The organism is Microcystis protocystis FBCC-A270, from assembly GCF_050500235.1.
Taxonomy (GTDB): domain Bacteria; phylum Cyanobacteriota; class Cyanobacteriia; order Cyanobacteriales; family Microcystaceae; genus Microcystis; species Microcystis ichthyoblabe_A.
The window spans coordinates 2460609-2480053 of the sequence record NZ_CP191407.1; the positions used below are offsets into that span (position 1 = coordinate 2460609).

The 19445-nt window shown below is 42.4% G+C and carries 19 protein-coding genes; 9 read left to right on the plus strand and 10 right to left on the minus strand.

Annotated elements, in window-relative coordinates:
• Nucleotides 1-353: 353 nt before the first annotated feature.
• Nucleotides 354-1085 carry a sugar transferase gene (locus ACQY1X_RS11935; protein ID WP_002752714.1) on the minus strand — a complete coding sequence of 244 codons (732 nt, stop codon included), beginning with the start codon at nucleotides 1083-1085 and terminating at the stop codon, nucleotides 354-356.
• A 525-nt stretch (nucleotides 1086-1610) separates the two neighbouring features.
• Nucleotides 1611-2402 (minus strand): HpsJ family protein, encoded by a 792-nt coding sequence (locus ACQY1X_RS11940; protein ID WP_069475430.1) that lies wholly within the window; start codon nucleotides 2400-2402, stop codon nucleotides 1611-1613.
• Nucleotides 2403-2795: 393 nt separating this feature from the next.
• Here ACQY1X_RS11940 and pgl point away from each other — a divergent pair, with 393 nt between their 5' ends.
• The 3 genes from pgl to ACQY1X_RS11955 all read left to right on the plus strand — a co-directional run bounded on the left by pgl (nucleotide 2796) and on the right by ACQY1X_RS11955 (nucleotide 5644).
• Nucleotides 2796-3518 carry a 6-phosphogluconolactonase gene (gene pgl, locus ACQY1X_RS11945; protein ID WP_103113406.1) on the plus strand — a complete coding sequence of 241 codons (723 nt, stop codon included), beginning with the start codon at nucleotides 2796-2798 and terminating at the stop codon, nucleotides 3516-3518.
• Nucleotides 3519-3665: 147 nt separating this feature from the next.
• Nucleotides 3666-4292: an FHA domain-containing protein gene (locus ACQY1X_RS11950; protein WP_430012811.1), complete on the plus strand. Its 627-nt coding sequence runs from the start codon at nucleotides 3666-3668 to the stop codon at nucleotides 4290-4292.
• A 104-nt stretch (nucleotides 4293-4396) separates the two neighbouring features.
• Nucleotides 4397-5644, plus strand: coding sequence for a site-2 protease family protein (locus ACQY1X_RS11955; RefSeq protein WP_430014722.1), 1248 nt, complete (start codon nucleotides 4397-4399; stop codon nucleotides 5642-5644).
• On the opposite strand, the gene ACQY1X_RS11960 is transcribed toward ACQY1X_RS11955, so the two are convergent.
• A complete protein-coding gene (locus tag ACQY1X_RS11960) occupies nucleotides 5563-6327 on the minus strand; it encodes a metallophosphoesterase family protein (RefSeq protein WP_430014723.1) in 765 nt (254 codons plus the stop codon). The genes ACQY1X_RS11955 and ACQY1X_RS11960 overlap by 82 nt on opposite strands.
• A gap of 157 nt (nucleotides 6328-6484) precedes the next feature.
• Here ACQY1X_RS11960 and tpiA point away from each other — a divergent pair, with 157 nt between their 5' ends.
• On the plus strand, nucleotides 6485-7210 hold the full coding sequence (tpiA, locus tag ACQY1X_RS11965; RefSeq protein WP_430014724.1) for a triose-phosphate isomerase: 726 nt from the start codon (nucleotides 6485-6487) through the stop codon (nucleotides 7208-7210).
• Here the strand turns inward: tpiA and ACQY1X_RS11970 are convergent.
• Nucleotides 7207-7989: a fumarylacetoacetate hydrolase family protein gene (locus ACQY1X_RS11970; RefSeq protein ID WP_430015737.1), complete on the minus strand. Its 783-nt coding sequence runs from the start codon at nucleotides 7987-7989 to the stop codon at nucleotides 7207-7209. The genes tpiA and ACQY1X_RS11970 overlap by 4 nt on opposite strands.
• Nucleotides 7990-8134: 145 nt before the next feature.
• On the opposite strand from ACQY1X_RS11970, the gene rpsF reads away from it, so the two are divergent.
• Nucleotides 8135-8524 (plus strand): 30S ribosomal protein S6, encoded by a 390-nt coding sequence (rpsF, locus tag ACQY1X_RS11975; protein ID WP_002733521.1) that lies wholly within the window; start codon nucleotides 8135-8137, stop codon nucleotides 8522-8524.
• A 6-nt stretch (nucleotides 8525-8530) separates the two neighbouring features.
• Here the strand turns inward: rpsF and ACQY1X_RS11980 are convergent, their stop codons facing one another.
• The 3 genes from ACQY1X_RS11980 to ACQY1X_RS11990 all read right to left on the minus strand — a co-directional run bounded on the left by ACQY1X_RS11980 (nucleotide 8531) and on the right by ACQY1X_RS11990 (nucleotide 10819).
• Nucleotides 8531-9208 carry a Uma2 family endonuclease gene (locus ACQY1X_RS11980; protein WP_271988338.1) on the minus strand — a complete coding sequence of 226 codons (678 nt, stop codon included), beginning with the start codon at nucleotides 9206-9208 and terminating at the stop codon, nucleotides 8531-8533.
• 213 nt (nucleotides 9209-9421) lie between these two features.
• Nucleotides 9422-10420, minus strand: a complete 999-nt coding sequence (locus ACQY1X_RS11985) for an IS630-like element ISMae24 family transposase (protein WP_052275630.1) — start codon at nucleotides 10418-10420, stop codon at nucleotides 9422-9424.
• A 225-nt stretch (nucleotides 10421-10645) separates the two neighbouring features.
• Nucleotides 10646-10819, minus strand: a complete 174-nt coding sequence (locus ACQY1X_RS11990) for a hypothetical protein (protein WP_430014725.1) — start codon at nucleotides 10817-10819, stop codon at nucleotides 10646-10648.
• A gap of 212 nt (nucleotides 10820-11031) precedes the next feature.
• Between ACQY1X_RS11990 and ACQY1X_RS11995 the strand changes: the two genes are divergently transcribed.
• Complete coding sequence (locus ACQY1X_RS11995; protein WP_430014726.1) at nucleotides 11032-12258, plus strand: ISL3 family transposase; 1227 nt, start codon at nucleotides 11032-11034, stop codon at nucleotides 12256-12258.
• Between the two features lie 30 nt (nucleotides 12259-12288).
• Here ACQY1X_RS11995 and ACQY1X_RS12000 read toward each other — a convergent pair whose 3' ends face one another.
• Nucleotides 12289-12663 (minus strand): hypothetical protein, encoded by a 375-nt coding sequence (locus tag ACQY1X_RS12000; protein ID WP_430014727.1) that lies wholly within the window; start codon nucleotides 12661-12663, stop codon nucleotides 12289-12291.
• 115 nt (nucleotides 12664-12778) lie between these two features.
• Between ACQY1X_RS12000 and hflX the strand changes: the two genes are divergently transcribed.
• The 3 genes from hflX (at nucleotide 12779) to ACQY1X_RS12015 (ending at nucleotide 16535) form a co-directional block, all read left to right on the plus strand.
• Complete coding sequence (gene hflX / locus ACQY1X_RS12005; protein WP_430014728.1) at nucleotides 12779-14482, plus strand: GTPase HflX; 1704 nt, start codon at nucleotides 12779-12781, stop codon at nucleotides 14480-14482.
• Nucleotides 14483-15055: 573 nt separating this feature from the next.
• Entirely contained in the window at nucleotides 15056-15223 is a 168-nt protein-coding gene (locus tag ACQY1X_RS12010) for a hypothetical protein (RefSeq protein ID WP_176721685.1), read from the plus strand.
• Nucleotides 15224-15677: 454 nt separating this feature from the next.
• Nucleotides 15678-16535 (plus strand): IS5-like element ISMae4 family transposase, encoded by an 858-nt coding sequence (locus ACQY1X_RS12015; RefSeq protein ID WP_002735720.1) that lies wholly within the window; start codon nucleotides 15678-15680, stop codon nucleotides 16533-16535.
• Between the two features lie 258 nt (nucleotides 16536-16793).
• On the opposite strand, the gene ACQY1X_RS12020 is transcribed toward ACQY1X_RS12015, so the two are convergent.
• Complete coding sequence (locus ACQY1X_RS12020; protein ID WP_069474333.1) at nucleotides 16794-17267, minus strand: hypothetical protein; 474 nt, start codon at nucleotides 17265-17267, stop codon at nucleotides 16794-16796.
• A gap of 708 nt (nucleotides 17268-17975) precedes the next feature.
• On the minus strand, nucleotides 17976-19385 hold the full coding sequence (locus ACQY1X_RS12025) for an IS4-like element ISMae7 family transposase (RefSeq protein ID WP_080601601.1): 1410 nt from the start codon (nucleotides 19383-19385) through the stop codon (nucleotides 17976-17978).
• Between the last annotated feature and the right edge of the window lie 60 nt (nucleotides 19386-19445).

Here is a 19445-nt window from a genome sequence, read left to right on the forward strand (position 1 = left end):
CGTACCACAAAAAGGATAATGCAAGGTTTTTGAAGGTCTCAATCTATTTTCGCAGCATGAACATCGGCTCTTAAAAGGTCAAAAGTCTTATTTTAAAAGGGTTCTACCATTATCTAGCAAGCCCTAATTACTATAGCGTTTCCTAAGCTAGTGAGGTACACCTATTTTCTTCCCTTTTGCCTTTTGCCTAAAACCCATAACTTTTGTACCTCAGCAGACTGAAAAACGCTATATCATAATATTTCTTCTCAAAAAAAGAGGAGAAAAAAGCAAGTTCTGCCTTTCTCTCCTCCAGTCTAGCGATTAATTACATTGGAACAGTAGCCAGTAATCTTGAACTACTATTCACCGCTTTAGTAAGCACCGTTATTTTTGGGAAAAACCACAACACCGATAGTTCTGAAGATTACCCAGATATCGGTTAACCAGTTACGCGAATTAACGTAATACACATCCATCTGCACCCGCATGGGATAGGGGATGTCATTACGTCCAGAAACTTGCCATAAACCAGTTAAACCGGGGCGAATAGTTAAGACCTTGTCGATGCGATTGCCATATTTCTGCAATTCTTCGGGAACTAAAGGCCGCGGACCGACGACGCTCATATCTCCTCGCAGGACGTTCCAGAATTGGGGAAACTCGTCCAAACTGGTTAAGCGGAGAAACTTGCCAATCCAAGTTATGCGGGGATCGTCCTTGAGCTTGAAATTATCCTCGAATTCCGCCCGCAGTTGGGGGGAGTCTTCCATCAGTCTCTCTAACACCTTATCCGCGTCCATTACCATAGTACGGAACTTGATACAGTTGAAATGCTGGAAGTTTTGACCGACGCGCTTCTGCATATAGAAGACCGGACCGGGGGAACTAATCGCGATCAATAAGGCTAAGATCAAATAAAGCGGCGAAAAGAAAATTAGAACCGATAGGGAGAAAACGATATCGAATAATCGTTTTGAGGTATCGCCGTCTAAAGCTATTAACCAAGATTTTTGATGCCGTCTACCAGAGACCGAAGGTTTGAACCCTCGCTTCATCAAAGCTTGTAGAGCCTTGACGGAGATAAGTTGGCTATTAGCAGTCATCTTACTCCTTCACATCACACACACCACACAGTACCCATGATAAAGCCACAAGACTGAAAAAACAAGTCTTCGGGTCAATAACTGGCACGGGCCATTCTAGAGCCTTTGTACTAAAAAATCTCTAATTAGGGTTTACTGAAAAAGTTTCTTGGTGGAGTCAGCAGTCGGCAGTCAGTAGTCAGGAGATTATTTTTATTTATTCTCCCTTATCCCCACTCCCTGCTCCCCTATGCCTTTCAAACAGGATTTAGTATTGTAGGACGCTTTTGAATCAGCAAAAATTAATTATGCAAGAGGTTTAATAAAAAAAAGAGCATCGGCAAATGATACCCTTTGTGGCTGAATATCTAAGTAGTTACAGATTTGATCCTAAGGATTAAGTATGCTGTTGTCCGCGCTCGTCTGCTGAGTCCATTCGGAACTCGGCGTGAGCTTTTGTCGAACGCTGAGCTCCTGGCCGAAGCCCGAATTTTGGCTCCCGAAAACGAAAACTTTAGACTTCATCATTTAAGATAAATCCCCTACTTAGGCGATGGGTTGTTTCATACTACTTAGTTCTCGAATGCCTAACCAACCGATCAAACTATAGCAAATCGATAGCAACATACTTTGATTACCAATTCTTAACCACTGTTTCAAAGCCTCCAAGTTAGCTTGGCTTTCTGCCTGTTTTCGCCGCTCTTGCAGCTGAGTTTGTAGCTGATTTTTGATCTCATCTAATCGCTGTTTAAATTCCCTCGGGCTTTTGGATAAATCGCGTAAATTAGTTAATTGCTCTCTTTGTTGGCGAAGGGTTTGTAACTGTTCTGTGCTGATCGGTTGTCCTTGGACACGACCAGTTTCAATCACTTGAGTTCTCTGAGAGATCTGCTGGTCTAATAGTTGGGGATTTTGCGATAGAGTATTTAACTGGGCTAAGAAAGCTTGAATTTGTCCCTCCCCTTGGTCAACACCCTGTTCAATTTGAGTCAAAGCGTCGTTTTTAATCTGGTTGATATTATTGATATGAACAGGAATCATCAACAGAAAAACTAAGCCTAACAGTGTGGAAAGAATAAAGATCGGCCAACGCAATTCAAAGTGGTATTTCCTAGTAGTGAAATTTTTATTGTTATCGTCAATCCAGTAAGCGATTAAAACGAGAACGATACCCAGAAGAGGAACAATTCCTCGATCGACAAAGGTGGTGACGAACCCTACCTGCCATTGGGATTGACTGAATTGATAGGGCAGCGGCAGGATAAACGCATCCAAAAGGAAGGAAAGAATGAAAACCAATCCCGTTAATTTCAGGGACAAAGAAGTAAAACTGTTCATCGCTGTTTCTGTAATGGTATGTCAATGAATAGATTCATTAGTCTGTTTAAAAGTTCTCGCTGGGGGTTCCCAGACGGATTTTGCCGAGAGGCAATCTGACAAACTGCAATTTCTAATTAACTTTTGCTCAACCTCCCGCTAAACCCTACGCTAAATCGTTCTGCTTGTCAACCTCTTTCGAGAATCGACTCTAGAAATATTACCTCAATATGGCATCGGTAAACCTATCCCTGTCAAAGAATAAAATTTTCCCAAGCTCTCAGACTGGGTTTTCCCCAGATCTCTTCCCTAAGACAGAGACTGTCAAAGAATAAAATTTTCCCAAGCTCTCAGATGAGTCCTCAATGGTTAGCCTATAGTAAAGACAGCCCCCCTGAGTTGATAACAAAACCCATGCAGAAATTGGTGGAAGTTTTAGCTGATAAACAAGCTCTGATCGCAAAATCTCTGGCGCTGGTTCTGGAAAAAATCACAACCAGCCTCGACCAACAGGACTATTTTACCATCGCTCTGTCCGGCGGTAGTACCCCGAAACCTCTCTACGAGGCTTTATCCTCTCAACCCCTCGACTGGTCAAAAATTCACGTTTTCTGGGGAGATGAGCGCTACGTTAGTCCCGATCATCCTGACAGTAATCAACGCATGGCCCGGTTAGCATGGCTCGATCGCATACCGATCCCAGCCGCTAATATTCATCCCATGCCCACGGATGAACCCGATCCCCAGCTGGCCGCCCAAAAATACGATGATCATCTCCGCCAATGGTTTGGGGTCAATTCTCCCGATTTTCCCGTTTTTGACCTGATTTTATTGGGAATGGGCGATGATGGTCACACCGCCTCTCTCTTTCCCCACACGGCAGCTTTAACGGTGAGCGATCGCTGTATCACCGTCGGCGAGAAAGACGGCAATCCCCGCTTGACTTTTACCGTTCCCCTGATCAATCAGGCCCGTTGTGTGATCTTTATCGCTGCCGGCGAAAGTAAACGCCCCGCTCTACATCAGATTTTCTCTGCCTATGGTGACTCTTTCTCCTATCCTTCCCGTCTCATCCACCCCCCGGCCGGGGAATTATATTGGTTGCTCGATGCGGCCGCTGGTTCCTCTTTTGTCTAGAGAATAGGGGAATAGGGGAATAGGGAAATGGGGTAATTCAACTAAAACCCCAACACCCCAACACCCCAACACCCCAACACCCCAACACCCCAACCCCTAATCTGCTTTTTTACTTTTTACTTTTTCCTTTTTACTTTTTCCTTAAAAATGATCGTTTGTCCTAATTGCGAACATATTAACCCCGATGAGGCCACTCAATGCGAGGCCTGTTACACTCCCTTGCCGCGGATGTCTTCCTGTCCTAGTTGTGGGGCAACCATCCAAACTGATGCCACCTTTTGCGGTCAGTGTGGGTACAATTTACAGCCTAATTCCGTTCCCATGGTGGCAGCCCAACCCGAATCGGAACCTGAACCCGTCCCACCGGTCCCTACAGCCACCGGCGCCTCGATCGCACCTCCTCCTGTTGCCCCCCCACCGGTTCCGGCCGCCACCCGCTTGCAGACGGAAATGGCCAGTCTCCAGCACCTACAAACCGATAGCAAAATTGAATTACCCCTACATCTATCGGTAATTCATATCGGCAAACCTAACGATCGCATTCCCCCCGATATCGATGTTTCCGGTTTTCCCGATTCTGACATCGTCTCCCGGGTTCATGGCGATATCCGCGTCGAAGGGGGCATCTATTACCTTGAAGACACGGGCAGCGCTAACGGAACCTACGTTAATCACAATCCCCTACCCCCCGGCAATCGTCATCGTCTCCGGGCTGGCGATCGCATTTCCCTCGGTAAAGGGGACAAAATGACTTTTATTTTCCAAATGTCTTAAAAAAGGTTAGGGGTTAGGGATTTAGGGTGATGGGGAAATTTCAGCTAAATTTCCCATTTCCCCACTTCCCACTTCCCCACTTCCCCATTTCCCCACTGAAAATTATGCGTACAAATTGGCGAATTGGCTCTTTATTGGGCATTCCTCTCTATATTGATTCCTCGTGGTTTTTGATTCTGGCTTTTGTCACCTTGATCAATGCCACCGATGCAGAAATTCAGTCTCTGGCCGCCCATAGTGCTGTTTTAGCGTGGTTACTTGGTTTAATCATCGCTTTATTGCTGTTTATCTCGGTTTTACTCCACGAATTAGGTCATAGTTTCATGGCTCGCTCCCAAGGCATCCAGGTCAATTCCATTACCCTGTTTCTCTTTGGGGGTATGGCCTCGATCGAGCGAGAATCTCGGACTCCTCCCGAGGCCCTGCAAGTAGCGATCGCTGGACCCCTCGTCAGTTTTCTCCTGTTTTGTCTCCTCTCCCTAGCCAGTCACTTACCCTATTTAAACGCCAATTTAACCTATATATGCGGGCATTTAGCGATAATTAACCTGTTTTTGGCTCTATTTAATCTTATCCCCGGTTTACCCCTCGATGGGGGTCAAATTTTCAAAGCAATGGTCTGGCAAGCAACTGGCGATCGCTGGAAAGGTTTACATTGGGCTGCGATCAGTGGTCAATTCATCGGTTGGTTAGGGATTATTTTAGGGATTTTCTTGGTTCTCTTGACGGCAGATGTGGGGGGTGCCTGGTTAGGATTAATGGGCTGGTTTATCCTCAGAAATGCCCGCGCCTACGATAATTTAACTAATTTACAGGAAAGTCTCCTCAATTTGCAAGCGGGAGAGGTGATGAGCAGAAATTTGCGGGTTTTAAACGCCCATCAAACCCTAGAGGAATTCGCCCAAGAATACGTTTTAGACCGAGCGGCTGCCAATACTGCTTATTTTGCCGCTTCCGAGGGACGTTATCGGGGATTAATTCGGGTGGCAGATTTACAGGCGATCGAGCGCAGTTTCTGGTCAGAAAAACAACTGCTTGATATTGCCCATCCCCTCACGGAAATTGCCACTGTTGAGGAAAAAACCCCCTTAGTGACGGTGGTGCAGAAATTGGAAACCATCCAGGACCCAATGCTCACGGTGTTAACACCGGCCTCCGCCGTAGCGGGAGTAATCGATCGCGGCGATATCCTCAAGGCAATTGCGATAAAATACCAACTTCCCCTAGAGGAAACGGATATTAAACGCGCTCGCGAGGGAGTTTACCCCAGTTATTTGCCCTTAAATGTCATTGCTGCCGCTCTTGACAAGAGTGAACGGCCAAAAATCGGCGAACCGTCCTTAATGTCCTGACGTAGAGAGGATGGAAGATAATAATCTTGAATCTGGCTAATGCGAAAATTTCCTCGCTGGTTAACCTGCCACAATTTCCCCGTTTCCACATCTAAACAACTTAACCAGCCTTGGCCGTAGGCCCAAGTATCAATACAAATGGCATGGCCGAGATTAATCGGTTTCCCGCTTTTTTGGCTGGTATGGCCGCAAATCATGGTTTTTCCCGAACTATGGGCGGCGGGATATTGAAATTTCTCCCAAAAGAGCTTGTATTCTGGTTGTCTGGCTAGGGGTAGATGGGGATCGAGACTAGCGTGAACAAATAAATGATTTGCAGTTTCGTAGCTATTTATACAGACTTTTCCTAAAAAATCCCAGTGAGATTCAGGAATTTTAATCAGGTGGCCTTCACTATAGGATTTTAGAGTAGCTTTACCGCCTTTTTCTAACCAGAGACGCTGTTTGAGGGGGTTATGACGGGCTTGCAGCATAATAATCTCGTGATTACCTTTGAGGGGAATCAAATTTCCCTGTTTATGTAGGGAAATCAGGCGATCGATCACCCCTTTCGAGTCTTTGCCCTTATTAACGTAATCACCGAGGGTGATTAAAGTATCTTGCGGTTTGGGATTGACGATCTCTAGCAAGTGATCTAGAGCTTTCGAGCAACCATGAATATCGCCGATCGCTAAGGTTCGCATGAGGATTTGGTAGGGGATTAGGGCATAGGTAAAGGTAAAAGTATTAAAGAAATCTGTTCACGACAAACAGCGATTATCGGTGATCTTGCTTAGGGTAACAAAAAGGCTTAGAGTAAAATGTACCATAAATTATCAAATCTACTAAATTAATTAAGCTGTGCCGAAAGTTGTTATTGCAGGTAACTGGAAAATGCACAAAACCCAGAGAGAAGCTTTGGAGTTTTTGCAAGATTTTAAATCCCATCTAGATGAAACCCCCGACGACCGAGAAGTGGTTCTTTGCGCGCCTTTCACAGCTTTAGCTGTCCTCTCTAAAACCCTCCACGGCGGTCGTATTCGCTTGGGGGCGCAAAATGTCCACTGGGAAAAATCGGGGGCTTATACGGGCGAAATCTCGGCGGATATGTTAACCGAAATTGGGGTTCACTATGTGGTTATCGGTCACAGTGAACGCCGGCAATATTTCGGCGAAACCGATGAAACCGTCAATTTAAGGGTCATATCTGCCCAAAAACAAGGTTTAACCCCAATTATCTGCGTGGGAGAAAGTAAAGCCCAAAGAGATGCCGGAGAAACGGAAAAGGTAATTATCAAGCAAATTCAAGCAGGTTTAGTCAATGTTGACCAAAAAAACCTCGTTATCGCCTACGAACCCATCTGGGCGATTGGCACGGGGGAAACCTGCGAAAGTGAGGAAGCCAATCGGGTTATCGGTTTGATTCGGCAACAATTAGACAATCCCGAAGTCATCATTCAGTACGGGGGTTCGGTAAAACCGGATAACATCGATGAAATTATGGCTCAATCGCAGATAAACGGGGCTTTAGTCGGTGGGGCAAGTCTAGACCCCGCCGTATTCGCTAGGATTGTTAATTATCGTTAATTGATTTCTGCTGCCATGACGCTATTTTCCAAAACCCCGATGCCTTCTATTTCCACCCGAACCTTATCCCCCACCTGCATCGGTCCGATTCCTTCGGGAGTTCCCGTTAAAATTACATCCCCCGGCAGCAGGGTCATCACTTGGGAGATATAAGCCACCAAAACATCGGGGGGAAAGACCATATCACTGAGATAACTGCTTTGTTTGGGTTCGCTGCCATCATTGACAAAAGTGGTTAATTGCGCCCCGATACTCAATTCCCGGACAATCCAGGGGCCGAGGGGACAAAAACTGTCAAATCCTTTCGCCCGCGTCCATTGGCTATCTTTTTTCTGTAAATCCCTAGCGGTGACATCGTTAGCAATGGTATAACCCCAGATTTTGCTTCTGGCTTGGGCTGTGGTGCAGTTTTTGGCGGTTTCTCCCATAATTAATGCCAATTCTCCCTCATAATCCACTCTTTCCGATTGGGGCGGATAAAAAATCGTTTCACCATCGGCGATAATTGTCGTCGGTGGCTTGAGAAATAAAAGCGGTTCTTCCGGTACAGGTGTTCCCATCTCGGCGGCGTGGGCGCGGTAATTTTTGCCCACGGCAATAATTTTCGACGGGAAACAGGGGGCTAATAGTTGGTAGCTATCAGGTTCTAATTCTATTTTGGTTAGTTGCCCTCCTTGCCAGGGAGGGGCATCAAAGACAGCAACGCTACGGTTTAGCTGTAACAGTCCGTAGAAGATTTGTCCTTGACGATGTTTCACTCGTACATAGCGTTGCGCCATATTTTTCTGGGAATGACTAGCGATCGACTCTCGGATAGTAGTATGATCATATATCCTTGCTTCTTTATTAAAAGCTAGAGAGTTATGAAAATCAATTAACTCCTGGCCTTGACAAAGAAGCCTTCTAGTCCATAAGGATTCTGAGATGAGCAATAACTACGAAACTCTTTACATTCTCCGTCCCGATTTAGGGGAAGAAGTCGTTCAGCAACAAGTGGAACGTTATCGGACTCTGATTACCGAACACAGCGCCACAGACATTGAGGTTAAGGTGTGGGGTAAAAAACGTCTGGCCTATCCCATCAAAAAACTCAATGATGGTGTCTATGTGCAGATGAATTATCAGGCCAGCGGCAAACAAGTCGCCCCCATGGAACGGGCCATGCGTTTAAGTGATGAGGTTATTCGTTATTTAACCCTAAAACTCGATCGCGTGATGCCCCCCCCTGCGGATTTATCTCCCTTAACGGAAATTCCCCCCTCTCCTATCACCGAAGCGGTGGTGGAAGAGGACGGCATCTCCGCTGAAGATTAATTATAGTCACAACTGTGTCGGATCAATGCCCAATTCGCGTAATCGGGCAAAAGCGCGATCTCGTTCTTGTTGTGCTTGGTCGCGTTCTTGTTGTGCTTGGTTGCGCTCCTCAAAGAGGGTTTCAGGGTCTTTAAATCGTTCCCCATTGGGATAAAAGACCTCTAAACCCTCTTCAAACATCTCAAACCGAATTCCTAGGATTGGGGAAGTCCAAGGAAAATTCAAGGCCGTCACCGGGAAAAAATCCTCTTGCTGATTGGCCCGCACCAATCCCCAGAAATCGTGGGAGTCTGGGTCATAGAAAAACATTTCTAATACCCCATGCTCCCGATAGAAAGACTGCTTTTTGAGCATTTCCCTGGCACTATTGCTCGGAGAGAGGATTTCAAACACTACCTGGGGGGCAATATTGTCTTCTTCCCATTGTTTATAGCTGCCGCGCTCACCCGGTGGACGGCCGAAAACTACCATGGCATCGGGAGCTTGACGGGGAGCGGGTGGTACAGTTACCTGCTGGGGATACCAGAGCAAATCTCCGGCGACAAAGACGGTTTGCTCTTTAAATAAATACCTGAGATTGGCAACCAAGCGAACAATCCAGCGATATTGAACTGTGTTGTCGGCCATAGGTTTACCGTCGGAGTCAGGATAGAAAAGTTGGGGTTCGATGGGTGCTTGAACCATGCTTTATCTCTTGCGATCGCATTTTTGCCTAGCTTTATTGTATCACCGCAAATCCTCGGTTTGAAACCCTGTCCTTTTATACTAAATCCGTTGAGTAACGCACAGAAAACGGGTTTCTCCGAGAAACCCGTTTTCTGCTCAGGCAAAAGGCTTCGGCCGTGAGCTCAGCCGAACGGCAAAAAGGGGAATAAATAATCAGTCTTTAATAAGTACCTAGGCAAAATTAATTACATACTCGCCTCCAAAATTGTCCAGCACTTTTTTAACGTAAGCGAGGAGGCTCTTTCGGTCTTTATAGGCGCTAAATTCAATCCATTCATATTTTAAAAATCTCCATAATATTTCAATTAAATTTAAATGAGGTGAATAAGTGGGCAACCAAAATATTTTCAAATTTTTCTTTTCCCATTCCTCAAGTTTCTCCATAAATGCCTCGCTGGTATGAATGGAAGCTTGGTCAATTATTATGACAGTTTTTTTCTGTATATTTTGGCAATATTTATCCAGAAAATTAATAACTATCTCGCTAGTAACCGTTCCGACCTGTGTCTCATAAAATAATTGATTATCTCGTTTCATTATTCCTAAAATATTTAGTCTTTTACCTTCAATTGGTGGTAACTTTATCGTGGTTTTTTCTTCTTGCCAAGCGTAAGGAATACAAGGCTTTGAATCCCATCCCATTTCATCCAAATATCCTATCTCAATCTCTCCTCTTTTTTCCTGTTTTTTTAGTTCTTCTAAAATAGGTAGTTTGACCTCAAGCTCCCACTCATCAGGGGTTTTGGCGACCCCTCTTCTCACCCTTTTCCACCTCATGTTGATTTTTTTTATGAGTCTTTTTATCGTGTCTTTGCTTACGGTTAATTTCCATTCTTCTACAATTTTTATCTGGATTTTTTTTAAGCTTTTCGGTTCTTCTTTTACCCAGTCAATAACTTGTTGACCTTGTGCTTCTGTCAATTTAGGTTTTCTCCCTCTTCCTCGACGATTATAAAAACCAATTAGTTTTCTATCTTCCCAGGCCGTCAACCAATTATAGATGGTCTTTCTCGTAACTCCAAATATTCCGCTCAATTCTTCTATCGTGGTTCCCTGAAAACTTAAGAGTATACATTTCGCTCGCTCTCTTACTTGATGATGTTTACTAGCTCGATAAATTCTCTCTAGCATTTTCTGGCTCTCGGGGTTTAGGTCTCTAATCAATCTCATTGTATTTTCCTGCTGCTTCGTTTTTTTATGTATTATACTTCTTAATTTTTTATTTGGGTAATTAATTTTGCATGACTACTTAACCAGATTTAGTATTAGGACGACTTTGCCTTAGACCTCTGGCAAAAGTTGTATAAGTAGGGCGTGTTACGCTGTCGCTAACGTACCTTTATTTTTATAAGTAACTTAGAGTATTTTTAAGATTTATTAAAGTCAATGGTAAGATTAAGTAAAATCAATGGTTAATAGATATACCTCTAGGGGAATATCTATTACGGTTGAGGCAGAACCACATTTTTTAAGAGGAGAAAGAGAAAAATCTGCCCAACAGTATGCTGTTTTTGTGGTTAAAACTGCGTCCATTAACTCAAAAGTTGCATCTTTGGCAAGTCCAATCAAGTTATAGGTCTCTGTTCTAAATTTTTGAAGTTCCAGAATGTTATTATGGCTCTTCCGAACTTGTCATGTAAAATTAAAGAAAAAACAGACAATTATTGCTGACCAATAAAATAATAATTCATCTTTAAAAGCTGACTATGCTTGCAATACAGCAATTTATTGTTTAAAATATAGACAGCCAAGATCAGCAATTTTAGACACAAGCTATACTTATGCCATCAAATCCACAATTAAAGTTAATGACCGAGCTACTTCACCTAGAAGGAGTTGTCGTTACCAATTATCAAATTATTACCGATATAGGAATTGTTTTACATTTAGAAAATATGTCAAGAGAAAGCCAGTGCATTCATTGTGGAAGTAAAACGGAAAAAGTTCATCAAAACAATGAATTAACGATCCGAGATTTACCCTTTGGAGAACAGGCATTATATCTGAGAATCAATCGTCGTCAGATGAGATGCGAGAAATGTGGGAAAAAATTCACAGAAGAACTAAATTATTTGCCGAAGAAAAGAACCTACACAGACAGATTTAGAAAAAAAATAGTGGCCGAAGTCCTGAATAGTGATCTCAAAAATACGGCAGAAAGAAATGGAGTAAGCGAACAAGAAATAGAGACGATGCTCAAAGACTTAGGAGAAGAGCTAATAACCGCAAAACCTCAAGGGCTAAAAAAACTAGGAATAGATGAAATAGCCATGATAAAGGGAAAAGGAAATTACTATGCTGTGTTAGTAAATATAGACACAGGAAAAATTATAGGCTTAGGGGAAAAAAGAACAGAAGAAGCATTAAAAGAATATCTAAAACACTGGGGAGAAGAGGTTTTGAGCCAAATAGAGGAAGTAAGTATAGACTTGTGGATAGGGTATAAAAATGTGGCAGAAAAACTAATGCCTCAAGCTCAAATAGTAGGGGATAGATTCCATGTAATGAAACAAGTAAATAACGAGCTAGATGAAGCAAGAAAGGAGGTAAAAAGAGAGGCAGCTAAGATAAAAAATAAGAAAAATAAAGAAAATATCTTAGCAGGAATAGCCAAGAGCAAATATGCCTTATTAAAGAATGAAGGAGACTTAGTAGAGAAAGAAAGGAAAAAATTGGAAGAAGTATATAAAGTGTCTCCAAAACTTGGGGAAATGCACAAATTAAAAGAGGAATTTAGAGAAGTATTTGAGAAAAATACGGAGGGGAATGAGGGATTATTTGCCTTGAGTGATTGGCTCACAAAGGCGATGACTTACTTTCCTAAAAGCTGCCAGACAATTCGGCGGTGGATTGACGAAATAACTGCCTATTTTGATAACCGAACAACCCAGGGAACAGTTGAAGGAATTAATAATAAACTGAAGGTGATTAAAAGGAGAGGCTATGGATTTAGAAACTTTAAAAACTTTAGTCTTAGATGTTTATTAAATTGGCATTTTGCTAGTTGATTTTACATGGTAAGTTCGGAAGAACCGTTATTATTCATCTAAGGGAGTTTCTTTAATGCTTGTATTTTTTATTTTCTCCCTTTTTGTTATTCTTGCTTTATTAATATAAGGAAAGGGGCTCTCTTGGATTTGGTGGGTAAAATGTATTCTAAGATACAGTCCTGCTGGCGAGGGAGTAGAAGGAACCACTCCAGACACAGAGGACACAAAGATCGATCCTATGTAAGTTAAACTTATCACACAGAACCTAGAAGAGCCGGAAAGGTTACTATTGAGTAAATACTTGAGTTTGGCTATAAAAATTGCAAAATATGAAATGTAAAAATCCTTGACGACGGTGGAAAATTTTGCCATATTTTTCGCTAATAAAGATTCATATCCTGGGTTTGCTGGAGAAGGAAGCACTGTCTATTCCCTGTTCCTGAAAATGCCCAGACTTGTCTGTTCTCATTGGCGACGTGCCAAAAAAGGAAAGAGCAGCGAGTGTCAAAATCGCTACAATATATAGATAAAATCCTAATTGCGAGGAAAGCCTATCGATACCATCTTCGGCAATACCCAGGGACTAAAAGCTAGTCAGATGAAACAGCTACAAAGGCTGTACCATGAACGCTTGCCTATTGATACCCTCACCACCCCAGAATTCGCCCAAAGACTGGCGGCCATCAGTACCGATATCCATCAACCCCTCTGCACCTATATCAACCGTCGCGGCCAGGTAATTCGAGTGGGAGTGGGAACCCCCCGACAAACGCAATTTTCTCTCTTGGAACTACCCCGCTATGGTTCCGAACGTCTTTGCGGAATTCGTTGCATCGCCACGGAACTCAAGCAAGAACCGCCAAAAGAATCTAGTCTAACCGCCATGGCTTTGCAAAGATTAGACGCACTGGTGATCTTAACCCTAACTGGCACAGGCATGATCCGTCGCGGTGGTGGGGCGACCGGTTATGTGGAGCAAGTCTATCTGGCGCATCTCATACCACAAAGTCAAACAAATGTCAATAGTAATATATACTGGTCTGTCTCCCCGCCCTTAAATCTAGAGGATTTAAGCAAACAGGACTTTTTAGAGTTAGTGGAAGGACTAGAGGCGGAGTTTCAGCGAGAATTTACCGCTATAACCGTTGATACAGCCGAAGATCAGGTGCTATTGGTTGGTTTAATGACCGACGATATGAGCGATCGCCAGTTTGAGGACGGTTTAAGCGAATTAGAGCGTTTAGTTGATACCGCCGGGGGTAAAGTTTTGCAAGTCACCCGACAAAAACGGGATCATCCCCATCCTCAAACAGTGATCGGTTCGGGAAAAGTGGCAGAAATCGCCCTACAGGTGCAAACTTCGGGAGCTAACTTAGTTGTATTCAATCGCGACCTTTCTCCCGCCCAAATTCGCAATCTAGAGAACCAAATCGGGGTGAGAGTGGTCGATCGCACCGAGGTTATCCTGGACATTTTCGCCCAACGGGCCCAATCGCAAGCGGGTAAACTACAGGTAGAATTAGCCCAATTAGAATACACTTTACCGCGTCTCACCGGGCGCGGATTAGCCATGTCGAGATTAGGGGGAGGAATTGGCACTCGCGGACCGGGGGAGACAAAATTAGAAACAGAACGCCGAACTATTCAACGTCGTTTATCCCGTCTCCAGGATGAGGTGGATCAACTGCAAGCTCATCGTTCCCGTTTACGCAAACAACGGCAAAAACAAGATGTAGCCAGTGTGGCGATCATCGGTTACACCAATGCGGGAAAATCTACTTTAATTAATGCTCTCACCGCTGCCGAAGTTTATACCGCCGATCAACTGTTTGCTACCCTCGATCCCACCACCCGACGCTTAACTATTACCGATCCCCTCACCCAGGTCTCTCACACCCTGTTACTAACCGATACGGTGGGTTTTATCCACGAATTACCCCCCTCGCTGGTGGATGCTTTTCGGGCAACTTTAGAGGAAGTAACGGAAGCAGAGGCATTACTCCATCTGGTGGATCTCTCCCATCCAGCTTGGGAAAGTCAGATTGCCTCGGTGTTAAAAATCCTCTCGGAGATGCCGATTCAAACCGGTCCGATGTTAATGGTGTTTAATAAGTTGGATCAGGTAAAAAGCGACGATTTGGAAATAGCTAAGGAAAAATATCCCCAAGCTGTTTTTATCTCGGCTATTCGTCGCCTCGGATTGGAAACTTTAAAACAAAAGTTAATCGATTTAATCGCTTAATTAGGGTGATCAGCAAACCTGAGCGCTCGGAGGGCGCAGGTTCCTTGCGCCCCTACAGTAACGGATTTTGTCCACAATCTAGGGGCGAACTGCGTTCGCCCAAAAGGTACATTATCAAAGCGCAAGTCCCTTATGCCCGAATGCTTCGCCCCTACAGGACGCGGGCCGATGAATAAGAGCTTTGCGATCGCCAATAAAAATACCAGGTTTTTGAAGAGGGCGAATGCAATTCGCCCCTACAATCATATTATCGCGCCAATGGTAGGGGCGCACCGTGGTCTCGCGCTTAGAAATTAATTGAATGGAAACACATAAATAGTTGATTTATGTTCAGGATTTAGGGGGCAAAACTCAGTTTTCATCTCAAAGTTGCTGGCGAAATAACAGGAAACCCTTATTTTCTCGTTGGGGACTGTCCTTGAAAATTGAACATAAAATACTAGAATTATGTTCAAAAATCATCCTTCCAGGGGGTTGTCATCTGCTGGGAGAGCGATTAATCTAGGAACAGATGAGTGAGGTAAACCCAATCTCAAGCCAACTACTTTTTTCTTAATTAGGAGTATAATTCCAATGTCCCAACTTCAAATTACTGATTTGGTTCTTGTCAATTCAGAATACGATCAAGTTCAAGATATTACAGAATACGATTACCGAAATATCATGGGCGGAATAACAATCACAATAACGGAGTACGACAAGAACGGTAAGATTACGAAGGTAACTAAAGTTGAAATTTAAGTAAAAAGTGATTGCTTTTCTAGGAAAAGCAATCACCAATTCCAGATATTTTTAGGTAACTGTTCAGGGAGAGATTAATAACTCTTGCTCCAATGCTCTGCCTCAGAACGCCATATCTAAGGCTCTGCTTTATTTCCTTATTTATGTTCAAAAATAATCCTTCAAGAGGGTTGCCATCTGCTTTAAAAAGCATTATATAAAAATAGGTGAGTAAGGTAAACTCAATCTCAAGTTAACTACTTTTTCTTTGATTAAGAGGACAATTTCAATGGCTAGAATTTCGATTAACAATCTACACGCTGATGACCTTAACTCTTCACTTATTTCCTTTAGACCTCTTGCATAATTTTTTTATGGTATAATGTAAGGTTTTGCTTTTTTCTCAATTCTTAGATTGAAGTGGAAAAAAGAATAAAATGTGATCTTAGGTCAGGAAATCATCTATAATTTTGCTATGTTTATTAGCAAAATTATGGATTATCAAAACTTATCAGATGAACAATTCAAACGCCGTTTCGGTGTGTACAAACAAACATATAGAAAGATGGTAGAATCAGTAAAAAGTGTTGAAGCCGACTCTAATTCACCATCTAAAAGGGGACCGAAACCTAAACTATCTATAGAAGAACAAGTTTTAGTAACGTTAGAATATTGGCGAGAATATAGAACATATTTTCACATTGGTACAAGCTGGGAACTATCAGAATCAACTATATGTCGGATTGTAAATAAGACGGAAAAAATGCTTTTACAATCGGGAAACTTCCGTTTAAAAGGAAAAAAAGCTTTACTCAATCAAGCAGAGATACCGGTCATAACGGTAATGGATGTAACGGAAACTCCCATTGAACGCCCCCAAAAGAAACAGAAAGATTTTTTTTCGGGTAAAAGAGGTTATCATACTTTAAAATCCCAATTAGTAGCTGATCAAAATACAGAGGAAATTATCTGTGTCTTCTGTGGGAAAGGTAGAGGTCATGATTTTAGTTTATTTAAAAAAAGTCGAGTTCGTTTTCATCCTTTAACTACCAGCATAGAAGACAGTGGTTATCAGGGAATAGCTGCATACCATAGTAATAGTTATACACCGAAAAAGAAATCGAAAAATAGAAAATTAACAGAGTTAGAAAAAGAGTATAACAAGGCTTTAGCCAAAGAAAGGATTATCATTGAACCTATAAATAGGAAACTCAAAATCTTTAAAATCTTATCCTGTAAATATCGGAATCGTCGTCGAAGATATAGTTTAAGAGTTAACTTGTTGGCGGCTATTTATAACTGTGAGTTAGGGATAGGTATAGCAGCTTCTTAAAAGTTGCCTAAAGATTAATCAAGTCAAGGAGAATTTATTCTCAATTTTTATAATTGAGATAGTTTGTGCCGCTTAAATAAAGAGGTTTTGATAACCAAATTAAAGCAGCTCTAAAGAGTTTTGAGTTAAAAGTTAAACTTCAAGTTTTCATTCAGGACGAATGTACTGATTAACTAATTTTTTGGGGAAAATTAGTTAACCCATTATTATAACATATAATTAATTTGCAAGAGTTCTTTTGAAGACAAGGAAACTAACTTAGTTAAAGCCGCAGTTGAACCTTCGCTTAAACCGAACTTCTAGCTTGCGGTTCAGCTTATTGGTCATGCCATCTAACACAAATCGGTCCACTAATAGCGTGTTAGATTTGGACTGACGAAAAACGTAAATATGTTCCAGTGCGGCAATGACTTGTACTGGCGCAACTACGGTTATATTTTCGGTTTTGTAAAGGGATTTGAGGAGATATTGACTGGTATTTTGTTGGTGAGTCAGTTCGGCTTTTTCTTTCTCAACTACCGACTGGTCATCAGCTTCATCGGGAAATTCTAGTGTTTGCCAGTTTTCCCAGCCGGTTCTTTCATCGGCGGGGGTGTTGAGGTAGCTATCTTCAAACCCATCTTGCTTGACTGTGTAGGAAATTTTCCCCTCGGCATCGGTGGCGAACACCACTATCTTGCTCTCGTGGGTAATCGTACTAATATGTTGTAGTTTGTCTTTGAGTAGGTGCATAAGTGTCTTTTTAGTTAGTTGGTTTACAGATCCGACAAAACAAAAACGATGACCGCACTATCCCCGGCCATCTCGCCTAATCGGCCTTTGGGTTCCGGGATAACTACGGATTATTCAGAAAAGTTTCCTTGACTTTTACCTTTAATCCGCCAGCCGTCCTTAATCATAATTACCGATTATCCGCCCCGCCCCGATTTTTTAACAAATTCTTAGTTTTAACCGTTCAGGGCGGAGATATAATGATCTAGGAGACTGCTGGCTCTCCTCGACTTTGTGTGATAATCAGTGCTTATCATTCGTAGGAGTCTTGCTAGACAAGGCTTTAAAGACTATATTGCCAGAAAATTATGGTTCTTCGTTACTTGGTATGGTTCGATTGGGTGGCATAAATCGAGTAAATCCTTATCTGGCAATAGATTTAATCGAAAACAATTGACAAAAATCGCCAAATGTTTTTCTCTATAAGAGTTTCATTTCTTATAATCCTGTACGTTGCATAATACAAACCGAAGAACCAAAATTATCGGCTGCATCTCCTATTTGTGACTTTCCCTCACATATATGTGGGCAGCAGCAGTTAAGTAGCTGGTTATAATTAAATTAAAAATGGATTTTAGGTTCGATCCCCCCTGCCCCCCTTGATCTATCCATTAGTCACATCTTTCTTAACATAAAATTTGACAAAAAGAGAAAAGTGTGCAAGATGGCTCAAGGGGGTTCTATGGGGGGACTAATTTGATGAGATAGTTTCCAAGTCTGGCTGATATCATGTAACCTTCGCAGTCCCAACCAAATAGTTTTAACACCTGGTTCACCGTCACCTTTTCTACCTAAAAACCCCCCAAGAGAAGCAATCATTCTGACCGCTTCTCGAAAGGAGGGCGGCTTTTCAGGTGGCGGACTCTTTTTATGAATAGTGGCACACAAAGATTGCCATTCATGTTCTTCCAAAAAACTTTCACAACTCTCCTCTCCGTGTAAGCGTGCTTGATAGGTTAACCAAAGTAATCTCCAAGCTACAATTGAATAGGTAGCTAAGGCCATCTCAATTCTACGACCCGTTTCTAATTGCAGTTTTTCTAATCCACAACCACTTTTTAAAACAAAATGATAGCGTTCTATTAACCAGCGATAACTATACCAGCGCACACAGGTTATCGCTGATTCAAAGCTACTAATGTCTAGGCTAGTTAAGAGGAGCCAACTGATAGGATTAACTCCAGGACGCGGATTTTCTTCTTCAGCTAAAATTACCTGTAATTTGACCGGTTGACGAGGGTTCGCTTTCGAGTGATGCTTAGGTACTTGTATTTCAAAACTGGCAAATCTAACTGTTAGTTTAGCTAGTCTAGCCTCGTGATTAGGATTGCGTTTTACTTGCACATCTAGGCTACCACAGGCTTTTATTTCTCTGATGGATTGATGTAAATATTTAGGCTCTGGATGCCCTGACTTTTGCTTGTCTTCGAGATAGTTAACTTTTCGGTTATGAGTTCCTCGGATTAATAAATGAGAGTTAGGACTTCTTGATTGGGCAAATAAATCAAATATGTCTGCCTCACAATCTCCGATTGTTACTACTTGAATTTCTTCGGGTATTTGTTGTTGTGTTTCTGACAAAGAATCTAACCATCTTTGACTTTCTTTTTCTTCGGTTTCTCTTTTTTTGCGTTGCTTGGCAATCCCTAAATTCTTTTCTTCTCTTGCCCAGACATATTGATTAATCAGTCCTAAAGGTATTCCTTGCGGTGACACTCCTAAGGTGGTATGAACTTTGAGACCAAAGGATTTTTTATAATCTAGATAACCCATTCCTTTTTTGGCTTTTTGCGTCGTAAAGTCTAAACTTGTTGTGTCTTGCACTGCCAAAACTATTGGATGTTCTTTGATTCTTTCTACTGTACTTTTGGCTTGGGCGGCAATTATATCTGAGGGGTGAAAATAGGGGGAATTCCAAAAGTCGTAGGTGGCACTCGCTGCGGCTAGATTTCCCGAAGCTTGTGGCACACTTGTACTAGGTTGACTGGCCAAGTTTTCTACGATACTGATTAACCTTTTCTTTCTTCTGGTGTCCCCTAGGTCTGCATACTGTAATTCTTGGGCTGCCCATTTCTCCATTTTTTTGCTTACCTCCACCTTAATTCCTTCTTTCAAAACTATACCTATCAATCGTTTCCC

Excerpts from the sequence above, each read along its gene's own strand:
- ACQY1X_RS11935 (WP_002752714.1), bottom strand. The coding sequence starts at position 1,085 with ATGACTGCTAATAGCCAACTTATCTCCGTCAAGGCTCTACAAGCTTTG.
- ACQY1X_RS11940 (WP_069475430.1), bottom strand. The coding sequence starts at position 2,402 with ATGAACAGTTTTACTTCTTTGTCCCTGAAATTAACGGGATTGGTTTTC.
- pgl (WP_103113406.1), top strand. The coding sequence starts at position 2,796 with ATGCAGAAATTGGTGGAAGTTTTAGCTGATAAACAAGCTCTGATCGCA.
- ACQY1X_RS11950 (WP_430012811.1), top strand. The coding sequence starts at position 3,666 with ATGATCGTTTGTCCTAATTGCGAACATATTAACCCCGATGAGGCCACT.
- ACQY1X_RS11955 (WP_430014722.1), top strand. The coding sequence starts at position 4,397 with ATGCGTACAAATTGGCGAATTGGCTCTTTATTGGGCATTCCTCTCTAT.
- ACQY1X_RS11960 (WP_430014723.1), bottom strand. The coding sequence starts at position 6,327 with ATGCGAACCTTAGCGATCGGCGATATTCATGGTTGCTCGAAAGCTCTA.
- ACQY1X_RS11970 (WP_430015737.1), bottom strand. The coding sequence starts at position 7,989 with ATGGCGCAACGCTATGTACGAGTGAAACATCGTCAAGGACAAATCTTC.
- rpsF (WP_002733521.1), top strand. The coding sequence starts at position 8,135 with ATGAGCAATAACTACGAAACTCTTTACATTCTCCGTCCCGATTTAGGG.
- ACQY1X_RS11980 (WP_271988338.1), bottom strand. The coding sequence starts at position 9,208 with ATGGTTCAAGCACCCATCGAACCCCAACTTTTCTATCCTGACTCCGAC.
- ACQY1X_RS11985 (WP_052275630.1), bottom strand. The coding sequence starts at position 10,420 with ATGAGATTGATTAGAGACCTAAACCCCGAGAGCCAGAAAATGCTAGAG.
- ACQY1X_RS11995 (WP_430014726.1), top strand. The coding sequence starts at position 11,032 with ATGCCATCAAATCCACAATTAAAGTTAATGACCGAGCTACTTCACCTA.
- ACQY1X_RS12010 (WP_176721685.1), top strand. The coding sequence starts at position 15,056 with ATGTCCCAACTTCAAATTACTGATTTGGTTCTTGTCAATTCAGAATAC.
- ACQY1X_RS12015 (WP_002735720.1), top strand. The coding sequence starts at position 15,678 with ATGTTTATTAGCAAAATTATGGATTATCAAAACTTATCAGATGAACAA.
- ACQY1X_RS12020 (WP_069474333.1), bottom strand. The coding sequence starts at position 17,267 with ATGCACCTACTCAAAGACAAACTACAACATATTAGTACGATTACCCAC.
- ACQY1X_RS12025 (WP_080601601.1), bottom strand. The coding sequence starts at position 19,385 with ATGGAGAAATGGGCAGCCCAAGAATTACAGTATGCAGACCTAGGGGAC.